At 50.3% G+C, this 25,885-nt stretch carries 15 protein-coding genes and 1 pseudogene; 12 read left to right on the plus strand and 4 right to left on the minus strand.

All coding sequences use genetic code 11. From position 1 onward, the window contains the following. A pseudogene (locus BM202_RS37550) lies at window positions 1-383 on the minus strand (MFS transporter); the annotation flags it as partial. A gap of 1,219 nt (window positions 384-1,602) precedes the next feature. On the opposite strand from BM202_RS37550, the gene BM202_RS30650 reads away from it, so the two are divergent. The 5 genes from BM202_RS30650 to BM202_RS30665 all read left to right on the plus strand — a co-directional run bounded on the left by BM202_RS30650 (window position 1,603) and on the right by BM202_RS30665 (window position 9,505). Further along, on the plus strand, window positions 1,603-4,014 hold the full coding sequence (locus BM202_RS30650) for a TonB-dependent receptor (RefSeq protein WP_093833422.1): 2,412 nt from the start codon (window positions 1,603-1,605) through the stop codon (window positions 4,012-4,014). Window positions 4,015-4,031: 17 nt separating this feature from the next. After that, window positions 4,032-5,321 (plus strand): DUF4249 domain-containing protein, encoded by a 1,290-nt coding sequence (locus BM202_RS30655; RefSeq protein WP_093833424.1) that lies wholly within the window; start codon window positions 4,032-4,034, stop codon window positions 5,319-5,321. A gap of 20 nt (window positions 5,322-5,341) precedes the next feature. Then, window positions 5,342-6,628 carry a DUF4249 domain-containing protein gene (locus tag BM202_RS30660; protein ID WP_245776856.1) on the plus strand — a complete coding sequence of 429 codons (1,287 nt, stop codon included), beginning with the start codon at window positions 5,342-5,344 and terminating at the stop codon, window positions 6,626-6,628. A 19-nt stretch (window positions 6,629-6,647) separates the two neighbouring features. After that, window positions 6,648-6,899 carry a hypothetical protein gene (locus BM202_RS36860; RefSeq protein WP_143100803.1) on the plus strand — a complete coding sequence of 84 codons (252 nt, stop codon included), beginning with the start codon at window positions 6,648-6,650 and terminating at the stop codon, window positions 6,897-6,899. A gap of 122 nt (window positions 6,900-7,021) precedes the next feature. Next, the gene (locus BM202_RS30665; RefSeq protein WP_093833426.1) at window positions 7,022-9,505 is read left to right on the plus strand and encodes an ABC transporter permease; all 2,484 of its coding nucleotides are present in this window, start codon (window positions 7,022-7,024) and stop codon (window positions 9,503-9,505) included. Window positions 9,506-9,615: 110 nt separating this feature from the next. Here the strand turns inward: BM202_RS30665 and BM202_RS30670 are convergent, their stop codons facing one another. Beyond that, a complete protein-coding gene (locus tag BM202_RS30670; RefSeq protein ID WP_093833428.1) occupies window positions 9,616-10,524 on the minus strand; it encodes a CPBP family intramembrane glutamic endopeptidase in 909 nt (302 codons plus the stop codon). Window positions 10,525-10,882: 358 nt separating this feature from the next. On the opposite strand from BM202_RS30670, the gene BM202_RS30675 reads away from it, so the two are divergent. Both BM202_RS30675 and BM202_RS30680 read left to right on the plus strand, forming a co-directional pair. Next, a complete protein-coding gene (locus BM202_RS30675; protein WP_177236746.1) occupies window positions 10,883-14,077 on the plus strand; it encodes a PAS domain S-box protein in 3,195 nt (1,064 codons plus the stop codon). Window positions 14,078-14,350: 273 nt separating this feature from the next. Beyond that, complete coding sequence (locus BM202_RS30680; RefSeq protein ID WP_093833432.1) at window positions 14,351-17,275, plus strand: PAS domain-containing protein; 2,925 nt, start codon at window positions 14,351-14,353, stop codon at window positions 17,273-17,275. 153 nt (window positions 17,276-17,428) lie between these two features. Here BM202_RS30680 and BM202_RS30685 read toward each other — a convergent pair whose 3' ends face one another. Beyond that, entirely contained in the window at window positions 17,429-18,457 is a 1,029-nt protein-coding gene (locus tag BM202_RS30685) for a serine hydrolase domain-containing protein (RefSeq protein ID WP_218160628.1), read from the minus strand. 922 nt (window positions 18,458-19,379) lie between these two features. Here BM202_RS30685 and BM202_RS30690 point away from each other — a divergent pair. Genes BM202_RS30690 through BM202_RS30700 form a run of 3 tightly spaced genes read left to right on the plus strand, consistent with a single transcriptional unit; the run spans window position 19,380 to window position 22,424 of the window. Continuing rightward, window positions 19,380-20,180 carry an SDR family oxidoreductase gene (locus tag BM202_RS30690; protein ID WP_093833436.1) on the plus strand — a complete coding sequence of 267 codons (801 nt, stop codon included), beginning with the start codon at window positions 19,380-19,382 and terminating at the stop codon, window positions 20,178-20,180. Between the two features lie 28 nt (window positions 20,181-20,208). After that, window positions 20,209-21,663 carry a sensor histidine kinase gene (locus BM202_RS30695; protein WP_093833438.1) on the plus strand — a complete coding sequence of 485 codons (1,455 nt, stop codon included), beginning with the start codon at window positions 20,209-20,211 and terminating at the stop codon, window positions 21,661-21,663. Between the two features lie 32 nt (window positions 21,664-21,695). Then, window positions 21,696-22,424, plus strand: coding sequence for a LytR/AlgR family response regulator transcription factor (locus BM202_RS30700; RefSeq protein ID WP_093833440.1), 729 nt, complete (start codon window positions 21,696-21,698; stop codon window positions 22,422-22,424). A 10-nt stretch (window positions 22,425-22,434) separates the two neighbouring features. Here BM202_RS30700 and BM202_RS30705 read toward each other — a convergent pair whose 3' ends face one another. Then, complete coding sequence (locus tag BM202_RS30705; protein WP_093833442.1) at window positions 22,435-23,541, minus strand: replication initiation protein; 1,107 nt, start codon at window positions 23,539-23,541, stop codon at window positions 22,435-22,437. Between the two features lie 625 nt (window positions 23,542-24,166). Between BM202_RS30705 and BM202_RS30710 the strand changes: the two genes are divergently transcribed. Together BM202_RS30710 and BM202_RS30715 are read left to right on the plus strand one after the other, a co-directional pair. Further along, a complete protein-coding gene (locus BM202_RS30710; RefSeq protein ID WP_093833444.1) occupies window positions 24,167-24,892 on the plus strand; it encodes a hypothetical protein in 726 nt (241 codons plus the stop codon). 59 nt (window positions 24,893-24,951) lie between these two features. Continuing rightward, entirely contained in the window at window positions 24,952-25,221 is a 270-nt protein-coding gene (locus BM202_RS30715) for a helix-turn-helix domain-containing protein (protein ID WP_093833446.1), read from the plus strand. The last annotated feature ends 664 nt before the right edge of the window (window positions 25,222-25,885 follow it).

Genomic DNA, 25,885 nt, shown 5'->3' on the forward strand with positions numbered 1-25,885 from the left:
AAGATGTGAAGCCATACCAAGCTGGTGATCAGGCAGAAATGAACGAAGGGAACCTGATGCAGCTTCACTAAGCCCATGCCGAGTAAGGCCCCACTTAGACCGCCTAAGCTCCACACCCCATGAAAGGAGGTCATAATTGGCGATCCATACATTTTTTCGGCCGCTACCGCCTGGGTATTCAGTGAAATATTACACAGGTTGCCCACAATACCGAACAGCAGTAAACATAGGGCTAAGTGCCAGCCAGTGGTAGCCAAACCAATCGTGGTTAAGGCCACGGCGTAAAACGGAGCAAAAGCAGTTAAAATACGGCGGCTACCAAAAGCGGTTACCAATCGTCCCGAAAAAGGCATCGTCAAGAGTTGACCTAGCGGTAAACTCAACAGGATGCTGCCCAATTGAGCGTCTGATAAATGTAGCTGTACTTTGATCTCTGGAATTCTGCTGGCCCAGGATCCAAAGCACAACCCTTGGGCGAAATAGAAAAAAGATACGGCAACGCGTATTCTGTGTCGACTGATGGATTCCTTTTGCACCGTTAAACTATCTGACATCCTTGACGTGGGGTTAATGGAGTTGCCACCTTTTGATGGACACTGTGTAGGACGATCTTAATGGGTGCGAAGTAAACAGTAGCAAGTCCAATAGAGAGGAAGCCCTAAAGGTAAGTAGTTCATTACATCGTTTGTTTTCCAGAGAAGAACAAGTTTAAGGATTAGGTTAATTTCGTTAGCCTAGGCCGTCGCACCCCTACCCGTATCGTTAAATCGTTAAATCGTACAACTTGTTTAACTGGAAGCAGACCCCTCTTTATGGTATGCTAGTGATTGATCTGCGGCGGCCGGTCCCACTGCGGCATACCGTAAAATACGTCACTTGCCTTCAAAAAGGTTGATATCAAGAATGGAGGGATACAAGTATCTATTCATCAACCGCTACCCGATACGGAAGTGGGACATCGCTTACTCGAATTATAGCCGGGGATACTATTAAAGACCGACGGGTGGCTTTACGGTCCGTATGCTAATGACTGGACTGCGGTAGCGGGCCACTTGACATTCATCAAAAAGAATCGACTTATAAAAACGCTCCTGCATGAGACGGGTGATCTTCAACTATCTGTTGTTAACAACCGGGGCAAAGATAGAGTAGAGACAACGCACGGCAACTAGTTATAGATGAGTGGTTGGACAGGCTGATAATGAAAGTCTGACAGATAAACATAAGGTGTGTCGTTTCAGGGAAGTTAAAAATTAAGTTCCCAAACAGAAAGTCTGTCAGAGTTATAAAACTAAATAATTGCTTCTTCCAGAAGATCATTTTGCGAAGCTTATGTTGCAATACCTCAAATTGAACTTCTAGCTCGAGAGCCGAACGGCACAAGCTTCTAAGCTGGTAATCGTTTGAAGAAAATACCCCTTAGAGACTGTATTTTTAATCTTGAGCATTGCCTATCAGTACAATTAATAAAAAGATCTGTTTTGGCTAGTTCAGTTTACTTACTACCAAAAGTTTAACTGCATTAAACCCGTTGATTTATTACTATTTAAAGAGTAAGTTGCGTAAATACCAGTCTTTTGCCGGTCAATCCTGCACCGATTTATGCATCGACGTCTACTGATTAGCTTTCTGATCCTTCTAGGGGGTAGTCCCTTACTGGCTCAACCTACCTATACCCTTTCGGGTATCGTTCGGGATTCAGCCAGTGGACAGCCCATTGTACGGGCGGCGGTTATCCTCGATTACGAAAAGTCAACCCGGGGCACCTACACCGATACCCAGGGGCACTTCGCCATAACGGCCAGTGCGGGCCAGCATATCGTCGTCGTGCGAAGCCTGGGGTATGTGCCGTTTCGAACCACGCTGTATCTGCGAGAAAACAGAGACCTACCCATTTTTCTGCCTTCGGTGGCCAGTCAGTTGGAAGAGGTCGTGGTCCTTAGCAAAGGCTACGACCGCAATGTGCGTCAACCCCTGTTGGGGGTGAGTCAGATCAATATCGCCACGCTGAAGAAGATGCCAGCCGCCCTGGGTGAGGTAGACATCCTACGGAGTCTGCAAATGCTGCCCGGCGTCACCAGTGTGGGCGAAGCGGCCAATGGGCTCAACATCCGGGGGGGCACCACCGACCAAAACCTGATTCTGCTCGATGATACCCCCATTTTCAACCCCACCCACATGTTCGGCTTGTTTTCGGTCTTCCCGCCTGATGCGGTCGGAAGCCTGGATCTGTACAAGGGAAACGTACCAGCCCGGTATGGGGGCCGGGCGGCTTCGGTGCTCGACATCAGCCTGCGCAACCCCGACCTGAATGTCCTTCGGCTATCGGGCGGAGTGAGTCTGGTGGCCAATCGGCTCACCCTCGAAACGCCCATCGTGAAAGAAAAACTGGCCCTTCTCGTATCAGGCCGGGGCGCGTTTAATGACTTTCTATTGCGGGCCGTTTCGCCCCGTTTCGCTAACATCCGGGCCAAGTTTGGCGATGGCACGGCCAAGCTCTTCTGGCGGGTCAATGACAGGAACACCGTGTCGGCGATGGGGTATTTTAGCCAGGATTTGTTTCAAACCAATCTCTTGGGCAGTCTGGCCAATATTAACGCCCTGAATACCCAGTACGCCCAGCAAACGGCCAATGGCATGGTGCGCTGGTTTCACCAGGTGAATGATCGGGTGAATGTGCAAATAACGGCGTTGGTGGCCCAGTACATTCCCCGCATCATTTCGACTGAAGACAGTAATGCCAACAACGTAGTGCTGAAGCAGTCACTGCTCCAGCGGCAGATCAAGTCTAACCTCAACTACCAGTTAGCCAATCAGAAGATCGAAGTGGGTATGAGCGGCACGCACTACCGGCTCAACCCCGGCGAGTTGATCCCCGGCAATAGCCTGGCGGTTAACTACCAGAAGACCCCCCTTGAGCAGGCCCTGGAGTTAGCCATCCACGTTGAAGATGAGATCAGTCTGTCCGATAAACTGGCCGTGTCGGCCGGACTGCGGTATTCCCACTTCCTGAACCTGGGACCGTCGGTTGTTCGCCGGTACCGGAGCGACGGAGCGGCCAATGGCGAGGTGCCTGAGGCCACGTCGGTGGTGGACTCGACGGTGTATGGAGCGGGGCAGGTGAGCCAGCAATACGGCGGGCTGGAACCCCGGATCGGCCTCCGCTACGCCCTGACGCCCAACTCGTCCATCAAGCTGGGATATAACCTGATGCGCCAGTATTTGCAGACGATCACCAATACCACCACGCCGTTGCCCACCTCCCGCTGGAAGACAGCCGATGCCCATATTCAGCCCCAGGTCAGCCAGCTTTGGTCAGCGGGGTATTTCAGGAACGCGAAAAATAACATCTTCGAGCTGTCGGCGGAGGTGTACTGGCGTAGTACCCAGCATATTTTGGACTATAAACCGGGGGCTGATTTTCTGTTGCAACCCTACCCCGAAACCCAGCTACTGCCCGGAAAGAGCAACGCCTACGGCCTGGAAGTGATGGTAGCCAAGAAGAAGGGCGAGCTGACGGGCTGGATCAACTACACCTTTGCCCGTACGCTGAACCAGGTCAATCAGGGGGTTGACTTTCAGCAGCAGATCAACGGGGGCAACTGGTACCGGGCCAACTACGACCGGCCCCACAGTGTCAACCTGAGCCTGACCCTCAATCAGGGAAAGCACCACAGCTTTTCATTCAATGTGGCGTATAGTACCGGTAGGACCTATACCGCCCCCGAGGGTTTCATTTTCTACCAAAACCGGACCTATCCCTACTATAATGGGCGCAATCAATATCGGTTGCCCGACTATCACCGGCTGGATTTTGCCTGGAATATCTACAATCCGAGTATGAAGAACCGGCGCTGGCAGGGGCACTGGACCTTTACGGTGTATAATCTGTACGGTCGAAAGAATGTCTATTCGATCTTTTACCGCACCGAAGGACAGGCCACCAATCCCTACCGGCTGAGCATATTTGGCGCACCCATCCCCAGTCTGACCTACAATTTTGAGTTCAAGTAACGCCACTTCCTGTAGCCATGCGAACACGCTTCCCGCGCTTAGTTGGCGGCCTTGCGGTGCTTTTATTGCCCCTGGCCTGCGTGGACCCCGAGGACATCCTGCTGCGCGGCACGGTGGACGTCCTGGTGGTCGATGGCACGATCACCAACGGGGCCGAACCCCAGCTGATTAAACTCAACCGCTCAACGGCTGATCGCCTGACGGGGCTCTTGGGCACAACGCCCATTCGCGGGGCAACCCTTCAGGTGATCGAGGATTCGAGCCTGGTCATCGCCAGCCACGAGACCACCGCGGGCAGTTATCAATTACCGGCTGACTTCAGGGGCCGGGTGGGCCATACCTACCAACTTCGATTTGTGCTGCCGGGGGGTGAGCAATACCAGTCCAATGCGCAGACCATGCCCCCCGCTCCGCCCATTGAGCGCGTCTACGCCCGGTTTAATCCGAGCAGTTTAAACAGCACGCTGTTACAGGGTTTTTCAGCCGCTCATGATGTATATGTGGATCTTCAAGATCCCCAGGGGGAGACAAATTTCTACCGGTGGGACTGGAAACTTTGGGAGACCCAGGGCGTGTGCCGAACCTGCGTTCAAGGTCGCTATTCGATTAACAATGTACTCACGCAGTATGCTGCCAACGGGTTTCGCTACTTCACAACGGGGGATTCCCTGTTTGAGAACTGCTTTTACCCCCCGGCCGACGATCCGTCCGCGAGCCAGTATTTCGCCTATGATTATCCCTGCCGTACGCACTGCTGGGCGCTTTTTTATAGTCATGATCTCCATGTGTTTGCCGATACCTACAGCAATGGGCGGCTGATCACCGGGCGGCAGGTCGCTCAAATCCCCTACTATCAGCACAGCCCCTGTCTGGTGGAGATTCGCCAGTCGGCGCTTACCCCGTCTGCCTATCAGTATTTCAGGCAATTGGCCGATCAGACGCAAAAAACAGGCGGTGTGGCCGACATACCCCCGGCCGCGTTAGGGGGTAATGTCCATAATCTGGCCGATAGCCGGGAAGGCATCGTCGGGTTTTTCACCGCTGCGGCCGTAGCCACGTCCCCCTACTGGTTGGACCGAAAAGATGCCACCGGAATACCCCTGGGAGCGACCGACCCGGCCGGTGGATCAGGGGTGTTAGGGGCCGAATTATTTTATGCGCTCAGCAAACGGCAACCCCTCCTGGAGCCGTCCCCACCGACGGGCCCCGCGTTTCAGATTTTAGGCAAGGCTCAACCGCAACCAACCGCTATTTGCGAGTCGACCGAGCGTCAAACCCCGGTCAAACCAATCGGTTGGCGGGATTAATCAATAAACATACGTTCCTCATGAACACCTACTTTTCGTCGTTCCGTCCCTTTACGCTGTTGGGCTGGCTACTCTTCGTCTTAGTGCCAATGGCCTGTGTCGATCCTGAAGACATCCTGCTGCGCGGCACGGTCGATGTGATCGTGGTCGACGGCACCATCACCAATCTGGATGAGCCCCAACTTATTAAACTCAACCGCTCGCGAGCCGATCCGGTTAGTGGGCTTTTTGGGGTATTGCCCGTTACCAAAGCCAGCGTGAAGGTACGCATCGATTCGGCCCAAACGGTTTCAGCTACCGAAACCGTCGATGGCACCTATCGATTGCCCGGTGATTTTCGGGGTCAGGCTGGTCATGCCTATCAACTACAAATTACGTTTAACGATGGAACGGAGTATGTGTCTACCCAGCAGGTTATGCCCCCGGTGCCACCGATCGATAACGTATCGATCCGCTTTAATGCCACCGCGTTTGCGCCCGGCCAGTATCCCAAAGGGTTTCGAGCGGGTTACACCTGCCAGGTGACGACCCGTGATCCTGTCGATCAGCATAATTATTACCGCTGGGATTGGAAACTCTGGGAAAAACAGAAATGGTGCCGGAGTTGTTACCAGGGCAACTACATTGATTCCGTGCAGGAGAATTATGTACAAAACGGGGTGCTGGTAATGGTCCGAAGGGCCGTCGAAGATTGTGAGCCGATACCCCGAGACTTCTCCGTAACCAACTTCGAGCACTGGTATGATTTTACCTGCCGAACGCCCTGTTGGGATATAAGTCAGAATGCTACCCTGCATCTTTTTGATGACCAACTCACCAATGGCGGAGCGGTCAACGGTCGGCAGGTAGCGGTGGTGCCGTTGCTGACACGTCAACCCGCCCTGCTTGAAATTCGTCAGGTCGCCTTAACGGCATCGGCTTACCGGTTTTATGACCTTCTGCAGCAGCAAACCCAAAAAACGGGGGGACTCGCCGATACCCCACCCGCTGCCCTGGTGGGCAATGTAACCAATCGGGCGAATCCGCGCGAAGTCGTCGTGGGCTTTTTCACCGCTAGTTCGATTGCCACGGCTCGTCGCTTTCTGGATAAGAAGGATGCCACGGTCTTATCCTATGGGGCCTATGATGAGTCAGGCCAGATTATTGAGTTCGACGATGAGCTATTCTTCGTGCAGACCACCCGTATTCCCTTACCGGGTGCCAAAGGCAAACCCTTTGTACCGGGTGGGCCGGATCGGTATATAACCGCCCCGTGTATTCCTGGCGAAACCCGCACCCCGATCAAGCCTGACGGCTGGCCAGACTAATTGACTAACTAAGTGAAGTATGGCTCATCAGCGCCTGTCAAACCGTCTATGTGGGTTACTCGTTTATGTAGGGAGTTGCCTGAGTCTCTCCAACTGCGTTGATCCGGCCGATCTGATGCTTCGAGGCCGTTTAGATGTGGTCGTCATTGACGGCACAATTACCAGTCTGGCCGAACCCCAGGTAATTCAGTTGAATCGATCCATAGCTGATCCCCTAACTGGATTACCGGGTTGGTTGCCCCAACGGGCTATTCAAAAGACGATAATTTAAATAATCTCCCAAACTATTAAGCGCATCAACGTCTACTTGCCATGAAGATAAGTACTGGTTGTGGATTTTATAGGAAAATTACATCTATAGCCATAGTCCTATAACCACGACCGATCGCTACCATGATCCCCTCTCAGAATGGCAACTACTTTACGGGTGGCATGCTTAGAAACTATGTCAAAAGCGCCTGGCGAAGTTTGAAACGCCAGAAACTGCCTTCATCGATCAATCTGCTGGGGTTGGTCGTCAGCATTGCCAGTTGTGTGCTAATTATGGTATACGTTCAGTATGAATTGAGTTACGATAACTACCATCAAAGGGCAGACCGCATCTTCCGGTTGACGACCCAATTAACCGTAGATGGAAAAGAAGACCATACCGCCTGGGCACCTAACTTTATCAGCCAACAGCTAAAGGCAGACTACCCGGAGATTGAAGAGATCATTCGCCTGCAAGCCAATCCGGGCAACATTTCTTTCAACGTAGTCGCCCCCTCAACAAGGCAAGTACCCCGTGTAATAAGCCTGGATCAGGTGTATACCGTATACGATCCGGCCTTTTTAACCGTCTTTTCTTATCCCCTGTTGGCAGGCGATCCGCCTACCGCCTTGGTCCGGCCCGGTTCAGTCGTGGTGACGGAACGGGTAGCCCGGAAATTGTTTGGCCCTGACTGGAACCTGGGAAAAGGCATACTTGGCCAGTGGCTCCAGTCAGGAGAGAACACGTATCAGATAACTGGCGTACTACGGGATATACCATTCAATACCGATATGCCCTTCCAGGTGTTGCTGGCCCAAGAAGCCGGGAAATTAGAGAAACAGGCTTGGTGTACTAGCTACGTAGTATTTAAACAGGCAGCTAATGGTATCGGCTTTTCCCCAAAACTGGCCCAGGTTGCCCAGGCCATACAGGCTGACTTTGCCAAAAGGGGCGGTCACATTGCCTTTTCGCTCGAAAATCTGAAGGACATTCACTTGGGGGAGCCAAAACTGTTCGACACGCCAAAGGCCAATCGGTCCTATTTACTGATCTTCTCGCTGGTAGCTGGCTTTCTGTTACTGATTGCGTCCATCAACTACATCAACCTGTCCCTGGCTCAATCGGTCGGGCGAAGCCGGGAAGTGGGGGTTCGAAAAGCGGTTGGAGCTGCCCGCTACCAGGTACTTTTTCAATTTCTGGGTGAGTCACTCTTAGTGACTGGCATCGCCCTGGTACTCTCACTAGCCTTGGTCATTCTGCTACTGCCCGTCTATAACCAACTAGCCGATACGCATTTCTCGCTTTCCTCCCTGCTGACTTGGCCGATGGCAGCCTTGTTGAGCGCTATTTTTGTCATTGTGGGCGTGCTGGCCGGGAGCTATCCCGCCTTTTACCTGTCTTCGTTTGAGCCGGTGAAGGCGCTGAAGGGCAAACTGCGCCTGGTTGGGAACTCAGCGAGCGTACACATGGGACAAGGGCTGGTCGTGCTTCAGTTTACGATTTCGATCACCATTATCATCGGTACGCTTGTGGTCTACAAACAATTACACTATTTGCAGCATAAGCCGTTGGGCTTTCAAAGGGAACAGGTGTTGGTGGTAGCTGTTCCCCGGGAAGCAGCCGCTAACGGAGCCCTATCCACGCTTCAGAAAGCGCTCTCCGGGTTGGCGTCTGTATGGGGAGTGGCGCTGATCGGTTCCCATTCCCTGCCTAGTCAGGACATGAATCTGTCGGCGTTCAATCTGGCAAAGGGCGGAAAAATGCTTCCGCTGCCCCAACGCTCCATCGATGTGGACGAACACTACCTGACCGTCTTGGCTATTCCGCTGATGGCGGGTAGAAATTTTGCCCATGCTAGCCTACTTGGTGAGAAGACAGGTCCGGTAGTTCATGAGGTGTTGGTTAATGAGGCCTTAGTGGCTAAGATGGGGTGGAGGACGGAACTGGCCATCGGAGAGGAGATCAGTCAAGGACCCCTTGGAGCCGAAACGTGGCGCGGACGAGTCGTTGGCGTCATCAAGAATTTCCATTTTCAGTCGCCCCAAAAGCCCATCGAGCCGATGGTCTTGCAAAACACGGCTTGGCAAGGGCCTGAAAAATTGCTGGTGCGTCTATCTACCGGTGAGTTAGCCCGTCAACTTGATTTAATCGAAACCCAATGGAAGCGGATCGTTCCGGATCAGGCGTTTGAGGTTACGTTTTTGGAGGCAACCTTTGCCCAGCAATATCGACAGGAACAACGCCTGGTCACAATTTTTACTTATTTTAGTCTGCTGACCATCGTCGTATCCTGCCTGGGCTTGTTCGGCTTATCCTCCTTGGCTACTGCTCAACGAACCAAAGAAGTCGGTATCCGAAAAGTGATGGGTGCTCAGGCGCATAGCTTAATTTATCTGCTATCGAGGCAATTTCTCCTGTTGGTAGGTTTAGCCGTTCTATTAGCGAGTCCGCTGGCCTGGTTTGCCATGAAGCATTGGTTGCAAGACTTTGCTTACCATGTATCGATTGGTCCTGGGGAATTTGTCATGGCTGGTGGTGCCGCCTTCTTAATTGCGGCTCTGACCACAGGGTATCATGCGATCCGGTTAGTTCGTACGAATGCTGTACGGGCTTTACGGTATGAATAGTGACCCCAGCAGGTCCAGTTAGCCGTTGGAGCGTATCTACATATATTCTTAAGACCGTTTTGGTAATGCATTGATAAACGTTTATGCCTTAAACTCACAATTCGCTCATTTTAGGATAGCTCTGCACTATTTCTGCGGTTCAGTTGGTAGAAGCGAAACAGCAGTAGTATCCCTCCAAATACGGAAGCCGCGATCCAAAACCATGTCGTGGTATCAACCCGTAATCGGGTAGCTAGCCAAGTGGGTTGCTGTTGACTGTACAGCGTAATAACGACTAGGCTGTTGTTGATCAGATGAGCCAGAATAGCCACCCATAGGTTCCCCGACCAGTAGTATAGATAGCCAAACAACACCCCTAATAAGAGCCGGGGGAAGAAGCCGTAAAATTGAAAATGGACCGCGCTAAACAGAATAGTCGCTAACCAGATGCCCAGATGGGCATTCGCCGTCCACTCCATCAACTTGCGTTGAATAACCCCGCGAAAAAATACCTCTTCCCCAATGGAGGCAATCAAGCCAATCACCAACACGGCTATGACCAACTGATGGCCGGAGTTAAACGCAATTAATTGATTGGTGAGCAGGGCACTTTCTTGTTCCTTGCGATCCATCCACTCCCCAACGGTTCCCAACAGTCTAGGTAGCGGCAAGTGTTGATTCCAGTCAATGATAAATTCATTCAAGGGTAGAATAACGATAACGCTTAACAAGCCGATCCATAGTCCTGAAACGGCTTTCAACGAGTTACTCTGAAAGTTCGTCCACCGACCCTTCTCAAAGCCATACCAATAAATCAACGCTGGAAGCAAGTAGCTGCATAAGTGGCTGACGGCTTGCACAGCGATGAGGATGTACCAACCGTTGGGTAGTTGAGCCACTTCTTGGATGAATCGCGGTAGCGAACTAATCTGGTTGATATGGCCAGCCAAAAAGGCGATCAGCAGCGCCAAGGCCGATCCAACGGACATCCCTAGAAGTGCACACCCCAGAACGAGTAAAGCAGCCCTCAATTTGTACATGCGTGATTTTAACTGATTGGTTGATAGGTGACCATACGTGGGTCAAAGTACGAAACTTCAGACTAAACACGGGTAGATTATCCGTCTCTTCAAAGGCTCCTTTAGCGCGTCAGGAGTCACTTTTTTTGTAATGTAATTAGCTAACTGAATTGACCAACAGCAAGCCTACTGGCTACGGTATTAGCAAATTCGTTAAACAAAACACGTATACACGTTCTCGTATGGGGTAGTCGAGTAGGCAAGGGCTGAAATGCCCTTGCCTACTCGACTACCCCTAAGACCGGTTGATTGCTCTTTTACCACACGCCCAAACCATTCAGGAACTAGTTGGTTGGCCTTAAACCTGTTATACTCCCTAATGGTCCAGCCTCAACCGCAATCCGACTCACTGCTTGTCGTTTACCACACGGCGTTTGAAAACAGCATACAAGGCTTTTGCCTGCTGGAAAAAGTAGCCACCTCACCGACGGATCTCAGCGATTTTCGCTATCTGCTGACCAATGCGGCCTTTGAACAGCAAGCCGGACTTCACCAGGCGGTGGGCAAAACCCTCCGCCAACTGGTGCCTGGGGTCGAAGCACGTATTATGGAGTACTATGACCAGGTCGCTTTGACGGGTCAGCCTATCCATTTTGAGGATTATGTGACAGCCCTCGATTGGTGGATGGCCGTCGATGCCTTTCCCGTCGGGGAGTTTACTCCGCTTCGAATTGGCGTTCTGTTTGCGAATGTCACCGAGCGAAAACGGCATGAACAGCAACAAGACTATTTATTGACCCTAGGTGACGTACTCCGTTCCCTAGCTGACCCTGTGGCCATTAAAGAAAGGGTGACTCAGCTGGCCATGCAGTATTTCGGGGTAGACCGATGCTGGTACTGCACCATTCAAGCCGGTAAGGTCGTTATCAGGCACGATGCGTTTAGGGGAGATTTCGCATCGGTGGCGGGCGTCTATCCACTGAGCAGCTTTGCGCTCGTTAAGAAGGTAATAGATGAAGGCCGACCGTTGATCGTTCACGATATGACGACCACCGATCTACTGGATGAAACCTTGCGAGCATTATGTTTACAGGAACAAGTCACCGCCATGGTAGCGGTGCCCCTCAAACATGAAAACTCCGCTGGCATTTTGTGTCTGGTTCAGTCCACACCCCGCCACTGGAGGGCGGTCGAAACACAATTGATGGTGGAAACCGCCGAACGAACCTGGGGCACCCTCGAACGAGCCCGCGCTGAGGAAGCCCTAAGGGATAGCGAAACGCGATTACGGACGCTGGTGCAGAACCTGCCTGATTACGCCATTTTCCGCTTGGATGCCGCTGGTATCATCACCGAATGGACTGAGGGGGCCCAGCGGGTCAAGGGCTACACCGCGGAGGAAGCCATTGGGCAGCACCTTTCTTTGTTTTATACACCCCAAGCCATCGCCGCGGGTGAAGTGGATGCCGAACTGGCCCAAGCCGCCCGGACAGGCCGCACCGAGCGGGAAGGGCCGCGCCTACCCAAAAACGGGGACCGTATTTTCGTTAATGAAATAGCGACGGCCATCTACGACGGGCAGGGTGAGTTAACCGGCTTTACCAAAATCAGTCGCGACATCACCACCCGTAAAGCGGAACAGGAGCAATTACGCCATCTGGAGGAACGGACCCGGATTGCCGTCGAAGCCGCCCAGATGGGCACCTGGGAGTGGAATCTGCTCACCAATGAGGTATACTGGAACGAGCAGCACTTCGAGCTATTCGGCCTGCAACCCCAACTCCAGCCTCAGAGCCCTGACACCTTCAGCCAACACCTTCACCCCGACGACCGGGGCTGGGTGATGGACGAACTGAACCGGGCCGTCTGGGAGAAAACCCTATACGAGGCCGAATTTCGGATTGTGCGCGAGGATACGGGGCAAACGGCCTGGATGAGCGGCTACGGCCGCATCACCGACGAGGTCGATGGCCGGGCGAGTCGGATGAGCGGGGTAATGGTCGAGGTTACCGAGCGCCGACTGGCCGAAGACAAAATACGCGACTCGCAGCAACGCCTGCAGCTTATCCTCGACAGCATCGCCGACCACGCCATCCTTACCTTTGATCCCGACACGACCCTGACCAGTTGGAATACGGGGGCTGAGCAGCTATTTAATTACCCAGCCGGTGAAGCCATCGGGCAATCGGTTCAGATAATCTTTACGCCCGAGGACCGGGCGACGGGCGAATTGGAGAAGAAAATGGAGCGAGCCCGGCGCGAGGGGCAGACTCCCGATGAGCGGGATCATCTGCGCAAAGATGGCTCCCGGCTGTACATATGGGGGGTACTCTCGCCCCTCCATAATGCCGACGGGCAGCTATTGGGCTATGTAAAAGTGGCCCGCGACCTAAGCGAACGCCGAAGTATGGAACAGGCCCTGCGCGAGACCGACCGGCGTAAAGACGAGTTTCTGGCCATGCTGGCTCACGAACTGCGCAATCCGATGTCGACTATCCGTTCGGGGCTGCAAATTCTGACGCTGACCGTTGGGCAAGAGCATACTACCGGACCGTCGGGCGGTAACGCTACCATCGCCATGATGACCCGGCAAACCGACCAGTTAGTGCGGTTGGTGGATGACCTGTTGGATGTGAGCCGCATCAGTCAAGGGAAGATTGAGCTGCACAAACAGCGAATAGAGCTGGCTGAGTTAGTCAGCCAGGCCGCTGAATCGGTCCGCACTTTCTACTGGGAGCAAGGTCGGCACCTACAGGTTGACTTACCGACCGTCCCGATTTATGTTGTCGGCGATGCGACCCGGCTTACCCAGGTAGTAACTAATTTGTTAACCAATGGGGCGCGTTACACGGGAGAGGGGGGGCAGGTCTGGGTAAGCCTTACCTATCAGCATCAGGAAGCCTTGCTGGAGGTACGCGATAACGGTATCGGGTTAGCCCCTGATCAATTAATGGCCATCTTCGAGTTATTTGTGCAGGTGGATAACTCGACGGCCCGGTCCAAAGGCGGTTTAGGATTAGGCTTGACGTTAGTCAAACGGCTGGTCGAGCTGCACGGTGGATGGGTGGTAGCCCAGAGTAAAGGGGTCGGCAAAGGAAGTGCATTCTATGTTCACTTACCCACGATAGAAACGGTCCCCGCCGTAATGCTGATGCCCGTTGAGCGGGCTACTACCCTGACCCCTAGCCAACGGCTCTTAGTGATTGATGATAATGTGGATGCGGGCTTGACCCTGAGTCTGCTCCTTAAGTTGAAAGGCTACGAGGCTCATACGCGGACGAGTGGTCGGGCGGGAATCGACGCGGCCGAGGCTTTGCAACCAGGGGCCATTCTATTGGACATCGGCATGCCAGATATGGACAGCTATGAGACCTGTCGATTAATCCGTCAGCAGCCTTGGGGTAAGGCCATGGTTGTGATTGCGTTAAGTGGATATGGCCAAGAAGAGGATCGCCAGCAGACGCAGGCAACGGGTTTTGATGGCCATTTGGTTAAGCCAGTGGACTTGGATGCGCTGACAGGCTTACTGAGGAGTTTACAGTCAAAAGATCCATCAAATTCTAGAACAGATTAATTAACTGCTTATGGACTTATTCTCAAAATTCGCTCATTTATGTAAACGGCTGACAATTAATAAAAATAGATATGGAATTTGCTTAGCGTAATTCATTCCGGTCCGCCCTGCGGTCCTGTTACTAAAAAAACCTTTAAGCCCGTATCGACTTTTGCAACAGCCACGGGCGTTTGGTGAGATAATAGCTAGTTGATGCCGAGAATTAGTTACTTGGAGTTTCTAATTTTTTCACTTTTATCTCTAATTTAGCCATGAATCCGCTCTCCTAACTCAATGGCTATTATACCTAATCCTGACGACCGGCCGCACCCATCCGTTGACTTCCAGACACCAGTAGTAACCAAGGACCCCGCCCTCACCGATTCGGATCAACAAGCCCGGCTACGAGCCGAAGATCGCTTAAAACTGGTTACTCAGGCCGCCCAGGTATATTGGTGGGAATGGGACTGCCAAACTAATCAAACGCGCTTCTCGCCCAATATTGAACAGATTATCGGTAGACACCCAGCCCAAGCGATGCCGGAAAACCTGCAACTGCTCCACCCCGATGACCGACACATACCCCGGCAGGCGGTTGAACAAGCCCAAAAACAGGGTTCCGATTCGTTTCACTACCAAGTGCGTTGCTGGGCCATTCCCTTGGAAATCAGATGGCTGCACGTGTCGGGCCGGCTGGTGGAAGATGCTCAGGGCCAGTTGGTGGGCACTATCGGCACTGCCCAGGATATTACCTACCACAAGCAGGTCGAACGAGCCCTTCGGGAAAGTGAAAAGCAGCAGGCTTACCTACTCAGGCTTAGCGATAGCCTGCGGCCGCTTTCCGATCCGATCGCCATTCAACAAGCGGCCATACGCCTGTTGGGCCAACACCTACTAGCCGACCGGGTCTTATACGCGGAGGTCAATTTCGCCGATCAATCCTATTTCATCAATGATAATTATGTAACCGATGAGGTGCAAAAAGTGGTGGGTCGCTTTCCGCTCTCCTTCTTTGGTAGCACGACCGAAACACTCAACAGGGGGCAAGCCGTTGTTATCCCCGATGTGAACCAGGCAAGCTACGGGGAAGCGGAAAAGGCCAACTTTTTGGCCGTGGGTGTCTATGCCGCTTTGGTGATACCGCTCCTCAAAAAAGGGCAATTGGTGGCTGATCTGGCGGTGCACCAGCGCCGGGCTCGTCAATGGACTACTACCGAAATTGCGCTGGTGACCGAAACAGCCGAACGCATTCAGGCGGCCCTCGAACGAGCCCGCGTGGAAGAAGCCCTTCACGAATCAGAGCGGTTTATGCAAGGCGTGATTCGCTCGCTGCCCCTGGTGATCTACCTCTTTGACCTCATCCAGCGCCAACCTCGTTACCTCAGCCCCCAGGTAAACCATCTCTTTGGGTATACCGTTGACCAGATGCAAACCCGGGAGCAGGATCTGTTCGAGGCGTTTTTTCACCCCGACGACCGGCCCCGCCTGGACGCCCACTTCGCGCGCATTCGCTCGGGTCAGCCGGTGGGGGAAAACCACGCCGGTGTGTTCGCCATCACCTACCGCATCAACCACCCCCAGCGGGGCTGGGTCTGGGTCCAAAGCCGCGACACCGTCTACGCTCGCGACGCTGACGGCACGCCCACCTTATTGCTGGGCACCGCTGAGGATATCACCGAGCGAATGAGCACCGCCCAGGCTATTGAGGAGTCGGAGAAACGACTGCGGTTGGCCATCGAAGCCACCGAACTGGCCACCTGGGAGTGGAACCTGGATACGGGAGAGGTGTACTGGAACGAGCAGCACTTCCGACTCTTCGGCATGCCGCCCCAGCCCCAACCCTTGACGGCGGCGGTATTTATGGACCATGTGCACCCCGATGAGCGCGAGCGCGTGAGCCAGTTGTTGCAAAAAGCCATTACCGAGCGTAGTGCCTACAACGCTGAGTTCTGTGCCATCCGGGATGACGGCTCGACGCGTTGGATGAGTGGCTACGGGCGCATCGTGGAAGAGGTAAACGGCAAGCCCCGGCGCCTGAGTGGGGTGATGTTTGACGTGGATGAGCGCCGGCGGGCCGAGGATGCCCTGAAAACCGCTGACCAGCGGAAAGACGAGTTTTTGGCCATGTTGGCCCACGAGCTGCGTAACCCCATGTCCACCCTACGCTCGGGGCTGCAAATCCTGAGCCTCACCGATGGAAAAGATGAGACGAGTAGGGACACCATCGCGATGATGAATCGGCAGACTGACCACCTGGTGCACATGGTCGATGATTTGCTGGACGTGAGCCGCATCAGCCGGGGCAAGATCGTGCTCCAGAAAGAGCGGGTGGATTTGGTCGAAGTGGTCCAGGCAGCGGCCCAATCGGTTCGTCCCCTGGCGGAGGAGCAGCACCGACACTTGCAGGTCTCCTTGCCCCCAACTCCCATTTATGTGGCAGGGGACGCCACTCGCCTCACTCAGGTAGTGACGAACCTGTTGGCTAATGGCGTTCGGTATACCGATTGGGGTGGTCAAATCTGGCTGAGTTTGGAACACCGTGATTCTGGAGCCATCCTTCAAGTTCGGGATAATGGCATTGGCATAGCCACCGAACAATTAACGAACATCTTCGAGCTGTTCGTGCAGGTCGATAACTCGTATTCCCGTTCGAAGGGCGGCTTGGGCCTGGGGCTGACGCTGGTGAAGCGGCTGGTGGAGAAGCATGGGGGTCAAGTGGCGGCTCGAAGCGAAGGGGTGGGCAAAGGCAGTACCTTTACGATTCATCTACCGTCGTTAACTGCCGCTGCTGAACAGGTGGCCAAATCCACTTTGCTGGGTACAGACCCAGCCACCACCCAACGTATTTTAGTCATCGATGATAACGCGGATGCGGCGATGAGCTTAGGGATGCTCTTAAAGCTCAAGGGCTATGAAGTCCATACTCGAACCAGTGGGCGGTCAGGCATCGAAGTGGCTGAGAGCTTAAAGCCAAGAGTTATTCTGCTAGATATTGGCATGCCGGAGCTGGATGGGTACGAAACGTGTCGGCTGATCCGGGAGCAGTCCTGGGGGCGGAATCTAGTGGTGATCGCCCTGACGGGTTATGGTCAAATGGAAGACCGTCAGCGAACGCAGGAAGCGGGTTTCGATGGGCATCTGGTCAAACCGGTGGATTTAGCGGTACTATTTGAACTGCTAACCGATTTGCTTGATAAGGGTGAGAAACTTTTAGAATAATACAAAATTGACACGGTTCCTGTTGTCTTACAAAAACGCTCCTACTTAAAGCGATAGAATCTTCATGTGTCTGTGTCTGCTTCATAAATGGGGACTAAGTGAGAGCACCATGATGTTAAAGACGTAGTTGATTAGTAAAGGCAGATTAACGAATCAGTTCTTGGCTTGTCCTAGATAGACTGCTATTTGTTTGGCTACAACCACTAATCGGTTCTGAGTCAAAGGATCTGATTCGTTCGCGAGCATAACAATGCCCAGCTGCCGCTCAGGATAGAGGACCAAGTAACTACTGAAACCGAACGTCCCGCCTGTGTGCCAGAGTTGCCGCTCGCCCGCTGCTGTTTTGTCGATATGCCAGTTAAGGCCAATGGCATCATCAGGGGTACATACCGTTGGCTGATGAGTCAGGATCACCGCTTGGTTTGTTTCGCTTAGTTGAAGGCGCATGTAGCGGATCAGGTCGGCCGTCGTTGAGCTTAGTCCACTGGAACCGCGCGTATCCGGCAACATCATGTACGGCATCGGGTTGCCTTTGGCATCATAGCCTTTCGCCATCGTTGGGCCCGGTTTCATCAAGTAAGCTGTCTGAGTCATGCCTAGAGGACCGGTGATGTAGCGGGCCGTAAGAGCCTCAAGCGTTTGCTCGTAGACCGTTTCCAAGATAAAGCCCAGCAACTGGGCGGCCACGTTGGAATGGCGGGGCATGCTGCCAGGCTTGGCCGTCAAGTGAACCGAATGGAGATCTTTATAAAAGTTCGTCTTGGTGTAACCACGGTGCTGCTTTAGTAGTAGGTAAGGAATTGAATCGGGGGTTGCCTGCTGAAAAAGTTCGGGCTTATCAGGCAGCCAGTTGGGAAGCCCTGAGGTCAGGTTAGCTAAATGGAGCACCTTGATGGTTTCTCCTCCATAGGTCAGATTAGGGTACTTTCCCGGCAGATAAGTGCGAATATCGTCCTCCAGCTTCAGCTTCCCTTCGAGTACCGCGTGCGCCAGCAGGGTGCTGACGAAGGTTTTGGTGTTTGAGCCAATCTCGTAGCGGGTGGCGGCCGATGGTCGCCGGTTTGTCTCTTTATCGGTTATGCCAAAGTTGTAGAATCCTGCCTTGCCTAGGTTTAGAACGCCGATGGATAGACCAGCCGCCTGAGGACTTTTGACAAAATCCGCTCCCAGCCGCTGAATCAATGTATCTTGATCTTGGCCAAAAGTGCTGGACGAGGACATAAGGCCAACTAGGCAACATAAGTAGTACAGACGCATAAAGGGGTGGGAACGATCAGTTGTTTGCCTGTAAGTAACTTATCGGCTGTTTATACCCGAGCAATGTTCAAGTGCTTAGGATACTGCAAGTGCCGCAGGAGGAGTAATAGTGGGCAAAAGTGGTCTCCAAACTACCCAAACTGATTGTCTTATAAAACCCTCTATTCGTGCGACGGCTTTCTCAAAGGCGGACCGTGAATTTTCCGCTAAAAAGGCAAAACAAACTTAAGTGACGAATTTGGTCCCTTTTTCTAGATTTACCCTAAGTTCACTCGTTCTTAGTCGGCTCCGGACCCACCTTCCAGGACATCCAATTGAAACTAGGCAATCCCTTATCTAATAAATACGTAGATGGGAACGGCCAAGCCTAATTCATTTTTCGCATACACCAAGGGAGCAACTAGAGATGACTGCCTTGGCATCTCTTTTTTTTAGTAATCTCATACCCTTTTGTTAGGGAGTCCATAAGCGTATTTACTAAGACTGACTCATCTCGAATTCAATATGTTATTAAGTGAGGATCAGTACCAATGTGTTTGGGACCAGGGTTCTTTCTTGCTAAGTCAACCTGTCGGCAAATCACGCGTTAGCCTGTATGCGCTAGGTGATTTTTTCGTTGAGATTCGCTACGAACGAGCGAAGAATCAAATCACTGGTTGCCGATCTTTCTGCAACAAGGTCGCTTTAGAGCCTTACTTAAGCTCCATTACCATTACTTCATTGTTTGAATAATTGTTGCCCGAAATAATTCAAATTGACATTCTTAGGTTTCCTTTGAATAGCGGTAGCTATTGTTAACCGCCGATAGTGAGTTTACAGTTACAAATTCCGTGTTTTGGACTTTCTTATGGAAAAGATTATTTTGATTACAGGCGCTTCAACGGGCCTGGGGGAGACCATTGCCAATTACTTGACCAAGAAAAATTACGTAGTATATGGCACCTCAAGGTCCATTGAACACCTGCCAAAATCATTCAATACGTTGAACATGGATGTATGCGACGACAAAAGCATTCAGGATGCTGTTCGACAGATCATCGAGAAACATGGTCGAATAGACGTACTCATAAACAATGCTGGCCTGGCCATCGCTGGACCAGTCGAAGCCCTTCCACTAGGAGAAGTACAGCGGGTATTTGATACTAACGTTATGGGTACCCTTCGTACCATCCAAGCTGTATTGCCATCGATGCGTACCCACAGGTCAGGACTAATTATTAACGTCAGTTCGATAGCAGCCGAGGCGGGTTTGCCCTTCCGGGGCGGTTATTGCGCATCGAAAGCGGCCGTGGATCGGCTGACTGAAGCACTACGATTTGAGGTTGCGCAGTTTGGTATTCAAGCCTGTTACGTGCAGCCCGGTGGGACTAAGACTGACATTAATAAAAATAGACTCCGCGTTTCCCTGCCTGACGACAGTGTCTATAAAGAGACATTTGATCGAACCTATGAAATAATTGACGAGAGCGTCAGTGGGGGGATCGAAGCCGACGTATTTGGGCCATTGATTGAGAAAATTATTGAGTCGAAGCAGGTCGAGCGACTGTACCGGGTTGGTAAACCACTAGAAAAGTTTTCCGTGGTGCTCAAGAAGTTACTGCCTACGGCCCTTTATGAGCGAATGATTCTGAATCACTATAAAATGTAGCTCCGTTGGTAAATTCCTTTGTACGCCTATGACACCACAAGAAAATCCACTTAATATCCAACAGCTACTATCGCGGGCACTTCAAGCAATAAGGCGTCCAGTAGCTGAAAGTCAGCGTCGGTTATTGTTAGTCGTTAACATTACTTATCTGGTGCTGGCCGCTGAGTACATCCTAACAGAATGGTTCTCCACTGGCAAGGCGGTACCCGAGCAGATTTTATGGTATGTCTATGTGCTGGTTGGCGTTACTAATGCCGTTTCCTGCGTCTATACCTATGTTAATATGAGCCCTAGTAAATCCCGGAAGATACTGGGGTTTACTATCGCTTTTGAAACAACTAATAAGTTTGAACAACGCCTGCGGTGGGCAAGCCTGATCGCCATCATGATAATGAGCTTCTGCTTTATGATTGGCCTAGGCAATCCCAGCAACGATACGTTACTGACCGATTTTGCATTGGGGCATTCCCTTATCGTACTCGTTGCAATGCTGCTGGGTAGGGAAGCGTCGTTTATCTGGTTTTCAATTGTATTGAGTATTCTGGTATATACGACTTTTATCCAGAAAGGGTATTCCTCCCAATACAACTACATGACGCAAACTGAATCGATGCGGTATGAAAGCGCGTTGGCCAAGGGAGAAAAATGGGCCCTCAACCGGCAAGAATTGTTGAAGAGCCAGCATATGAATTCTCCCAAAGCTTCCCGCTATTTCAACATGTGGTTTTGCTTTATTGTGGTAGCGTATCTGTCGGCCTATTTTTTTACCGAGAGCGCCAGAAAGGTGGATGATATTGTCCCCTCTGTCGAAAAGGATATGAAGGTGGCTATCGAGGAAGCACACCGGCAGGATATGGCAAATTCACTGGTTATGCAGGAAGCGCTCAATGCAGAACTGAAGAACTTAAAGGCTCAGATTAATCCTCACTTTTTGTTCAACACCCTGAATTACTTCTACATGAAAAGCTTGGATTACTCCCAGGAATTAGCCAGTTCCATTCTGATGCTTTCTGATATCATGCAGTACAGTGTACGGGAAAACGTAGATCGGGTAGGATTGGACGAAGAGATCAAACACATGCGTCACTTTATCGAACTGCTCCAGCTACGTAACAACAACAAACTATACATTGACTTTAAGGTAAAGGGGCCAGTGAACCAGATCCAGATACTACCCTTCCTCTTTATTGGTCTGTTAGAAAACGCGTTCAAACATGGTAATATGCTGAATGCCAATAAGCCTCTAATCATTACTATTGAAGCTACGCCTCCACACCTTAAATTTTATACCTGCAATCAGAAAAACCGAAAAAAGAAGGTCAGCTCAACGCTTATCGGCCTGAATAACACGCGTCGGCGACTGAATTTAACGTATCAACATTACTCTTTTGATATTGATCAGGACGAAGAAAGCTTTTGTATTAATTTATCAGTAAACACGCATGACTTAATAGGTGGATTTGAGTCTCAAACTGTGGTATAACCCGATCCACTTTCTTATTAAATAAAAATAATATGACCTGCCTTGTTTTGGATGATGAAGAATTAGCCGTTAATTTTTTAGTTGATAGAAACATTAAGAAAGTCCCTTACTTAACGCTAGTGGGGGCTTTCACCGATCCCCAGGAAGCCCTTCTTTTTTTACAGACCACCACCGTCGACTTGATTTTTTTGGATATAGAGATGCCAAATGCAAACATCGATGGGATTGATTTTATGAAACTGATGAAAGCCGACCAGCGGTACATCCTGGTAACGGCTCACCCTGAATACGCCCTGGAGAGCTATGAATACAATGTAGTCGATTACCTACGTAAGCCGTTTTCGTTTGAGCGCTTTGCTAAAGCCGTGCAGAAAGCACAGCACTTTGTAACGCCAGACGAAGTAAGTAGTAAATCAGTTGATGCTACCAAACCAAAAGATTCGTTGTTCCTAAAATCAGATAAAAAACTGCAACGGGTATCATTTGATTCAATATGCTACATTGAAGCAGATAGGAACTACGCGACTATTTTTCGCGATGCTGATCAGATTGCTACTAAAATCACCTTAAATAAACTGGAGAAAGACTTACCAGCTAGTCAATTCATCCGGGTTCACAAATCTCACATCGTTTCCCTGGATAAAATTGCGTTTGTCGAAAAGGATCAGATTGGTATAACTCGAACTGAGGGAACCGTCACGATTCCGCTGAGTATCCAGCACAAGAAAACCTTCCTTCAGGCAATTGACAAACGTTCCTAATATTCTAAAATCAGCTATTCTTAGGGAGCAGAAGGTTAATTATGTCAGAAACCGGTCTGTCTCCTTTTATTCGTTTGTCAGTGGGTGTGGGAGTAAAACTTATTTGAGGCTCATAGGCAGGAGGCACAATCTGATTCTTACGAGGAGCTTTTAGCTTATCCAGGCCCAGGCTCCGGGCCATGTATTTACTTTTGTCTTTTACTTCTGGCCGTCGCTGGTTCTCAAATTCAGAATGCAGTCGAAATAACGTATCCAGCAAGCCCGGCTCCGTTATGATATGATCCTTCTGCCAGGGTTTCAGGGCGTACTTAGCCATGACCTGATAGCCCAAAATAACCCGTTGGTTTGGATCAAGCGTCGCAAGACGTGCTTCATCATTCTCTACTTGTTCAGTAGCTAAATGCTTCAAAGTCTTAACCACAAACTCAAGTTCTACTACTTTCTTACCAACTTTCTGGACAGGAAACCAATCCAGGACATATTCTGCTTTTTGCTTCAGTTCGCGCTGACTAACTTCAAGCACGTACTGAACGAAATCGTTGTAGCGATAACTTTCCGGGCAATTAAGAATATAACGCAGTTCATCAACCTGAAATCTGAACGTATTCTTTTGTACATGGTAGTGCATACACATGATCTCGTAAATGCGCATGGCGTAAATGGACGAAAGCGACCACATCACGTCCAACTCATACTTGGTGAAGCGTTTGCCTAGGGCAGCAAAATGAGGGACCACGTCGGCCAGCACCTTTATGTCGATATACCGGCGATTATTTTCTATTCTGGAGCTGACATAGGGAAAAGGGGTAACAAAAATGTATTCCCCCTTGGCTTCATCTTTGTAAGAAATTCGCTTTTTCGATAAGCCCTCAGCCGCTTCAGTGACCTGGCTATGGTGGTTTTTCGTCAATTCAGCGTATGGAATACTAAATTCTAAATTCCGGTCCGGTTGAATCTTCCCTTTAACAGCCATATTGCCCAATTGATTGACAACCAGAATGACGATTTTCTTCTCTAATTCCGTGAATTCCTGACGGGATAGGGTAAAGATATTCGACTGATAATTAGTCGAATGGCGCTCGAAAATAGTAAGTTGACCTGCGGAATCTTCTTTCATAAACAAAGATTAAAAAAAGCATATACAATTACAAGGATGAATAGGCCATTTTTGTTTTTAACCTGTTATACAGCCCCACATTGACCTTGTAATAGGAGTTAGCTACTCCCCCTAAAACTTGTTTTTCCCCCTAAAATCGGGTCTTGTCCAAGGTTGTTTAGGTGACTAAGTGCCCTATCTGGGGGACAAAACCAGCGAATTTGGGGACAAGATGGTATAAAAGTGGCTGTGTGTCACATTAATCATATGTAATAGCCAACTATTTACCTGTACCCCCTAAAACTTGTAATAGCTCCCCTCAAAACTTGTAATGACTCCTATCACCACTTAAAACTTGTTTTTCTCCACCTCAAAACTTGTTTTTCTCCACCCTAAAACTTGTTTTGTAAGGCTTATTACTACTCTTAAAACTTGTAATAAGGCCACTTAAAACTTGTTTTTCTTCCTGTAAAACCCTAATAATTAGATAGTTACTGCCCCCCTAAATCAATCAAAAAGGTTTATTGATAAACATCAAAAAATCAAACGCTAATCTTGATTATATAAAAGGGTAAAAAGTGAAATCTAATAATAACTATTTACCTTGCAGGGAAATAGTGCTATCTAATTTGCTAATAATTTCCTTATGGCTAAAGCGAAGCAATCCGATCTGGCTCCACTGCCCGCAATCCGGTTAGTATTAAAGCACTACAAAACGGAGCTGCAACCTGTTGTCCATCAGGTTAGCGCCATGCCCATCGAATCCGATCTGGAGTATTACTTCGTGCGGGCTGAACATATGGAACTGTTTCGACCATACCACCGGCCCGGTAAGCCGTATAAAAACTTCAAGCTCGTCAACTTCGAGCGCCCGGCTATATCGCTCACCTTTTATAACAAGCACAAATACCAGATCAGTCGGGGCATTAGGAGCGAATCAGCCCTGGCCATTTTGAAAGAACAGAGGGATAATCTATACACAAAATCCTATTTGGATCAGCTGACGCCTGGCCAGCAACAGAAACTCCAGGACATTGACAATCTGTTACGAGCCGTTCGACAAACGCCCGAAAAATTTGAGTTCTGTAGTTCCAACTACGAACATTATTATCGCTACTGGTACTGTTCGTTCCGATTCTTTGAAGATGCCGAGCTGACTAAAACCGGCACGGCCAATGATCATCTCCTAAAGCATGTGCAGGCCACTGACGGGCGGTCCACCATTGAGCGACTCAACATTATCTTTATAGATCCTAAATTTATCACGCGGCCAGTAGCGTACGATAATAAGCTCATCGACCGTGAGTTGGAAACCTATACAGAAAAGGTAAGCTATGGGAAGTCATCGCTTTATATCCGTTCAATCGAATAAACCTAAAGTGGCTTAAAGCCACTTTTTGAGCCTTCAGTGCCGATTATCTTTGCTGTTCTATGACAAAGGTGAGTCCTATATCAGTGGCATTTGGAAAGGCGGTTAAACAAGCACGGCTGAAAAAAGCATGGACGCAAGATGATCTGGCTAATGAGAGTGGATTAGATCGCTCTTACATCTCCCAGATCGAAGGAGGACTAAGAAACCCGAGCTTGCCGGTAGTTTGGGATTTAGCCGTTAAATTGGATACTTCTTTCCTGACATTAATGGCCGCAGCTGTACAGTTAATGCCAGAAGCCTCAAGCGAATCGAATAAACCTAGCGAGTAAGTCAGGCTCTAATCAGCTAGTCTACGTTACTTAATGTTTATTCGCCCTACAGGGCATAAACGAACAAAGAGACGGACGGCCGCTGCCGCTGCGCCGACGCTTCGGCAAATTTTCAACCGCTCCGGTTTCTATGGACTGAGCAAGGGACAAGGAAGGGGTACCTGACACAGTTGGGGTATATCCGCCACCGAAAACAGTTAACCGCCTGTCCATTAGCAATTTGCCGAGGAATGTATGCCGCATCGGCGGTTCGATTTTAACGTTCGATTATAGCAGAGAAAAATTATGCGGTTTATGTACGTGTAAAAGCGTAAAATTTTGATGCTTTTAAGGCCAAAAATACCTTTTAAGGAGAAATCATTGCGAAATGATGCTTTTGAAAGCGAAGTTGAGTCGTTTTGTATACCATATAGCCAAAAGGATGGAATTGCCCTTAAGAATAGGTAGTTAAATCTATGTAACTACCTACCTATTAGTTAATTATAGGCTTCAGGTGGCGGATATACAGATTACTGGACATGGATGGTAGAAAGCCGAAAAGTGGCTGACCGATGGTAAGTTTAAGTTCGCTAAAACTTATCAAAACTACCACCATGGCCAAGCCACTTTTTGTCAAATGTAGGCGGTTCTTTCCGGATATTCCAGAGCACATTTTCCGAAACTT

This window comes from Spirosoma endophyticum (assembly GCF_900112365.1).
In the GTDB taxonomy this organism is placed as follows: Bacteria; Bacteroidota; Bacteroidia; order Cytophagales; family Spirosomataceae; genus Spirosoma; species Spirosoma endophyticum.